The organism is Wolbachia endosymbiont of Nomada ferruginata (assembly GCF_001675785.1).
GTDB classification, from domain to species: domain Bacteria; phylum Pseudomonadota; class Alphaproteobacteria; order Rickettsiales; family Anaplasmataceae; genus Wolbachia; species Wolbachia pipientis.
In genome coordinates this window covers 1-661 of sequence record NZ_LYUY01000188.1, presented here as the reverse complement: position 1 = coordinate 661, position 661 = coordinate 1, and the positions used below count along the sequence as shown (strand labels likewise).

Genomic DNA, 661 nt, shown 5'->3' with positions numbered 1-661 from the left:
CATGTTTTATTTTTTTGCCACTTTTTAATGTGTCAATAATTGACATAGCTAAATTAGATGGTATGGCAAAACCTATACCCACGTTGCCGCCAGACTCAGATGGAGAATAGATAGCAGTATTAATACCTATAACTTTTCCATTTAAATCAAATAACGGTCCTCCAGAATTACCCCTATTAATTGCAGCATCAGTTTGAATAAATTCATTCATAGTGCCAATACTAATGTCCCTGGACCTTGCAGATATAATTCCTGTGCTTACAGAGCCACCCAAACCAAATGGGTTACCTATTGCCATAACCGTATCACCAACCCTTGCTTTATCAGAATCACCAAATGCAACAGAAGAAAGATCTTTATCAGAATTAATCTTAAGCACAGCAAGATCAGTTCTTGCATCATAGCCTAAAACTTCTGCTTTGAAATAAGTATTATCGTTCATAGTAACTGTGATATCTTTGGCGTTTTTAATAACGTGATAATTGGTTACTATAGTTCCACCTTTATCTATAATAAACCCAGAACCAAGCAACACCACCTCTTTGTTAACACTAGGGCCCCTATCCATAAAAAACTGATCAAAATGCTCAAAAAATTCTCTAAAATCATCAAAAAAATTATTTCCTGGCATAGATGGAACTCTAGTTTTGCTGTTATTTTC

Annotated in this window: 1 protein-coding gene; it reads right to left on the bottom strand. The window is 34.9% G+C overall.

The features are described 5' to 3' along the window. Positions 1 to 661 (bottom strand): trypsin-like peptidase domain-containing protein (locus BA053_RS06380; RefSeq protein WP_156518244.1); only part of this gene is annotated, 661 nt, incomplete at both ends.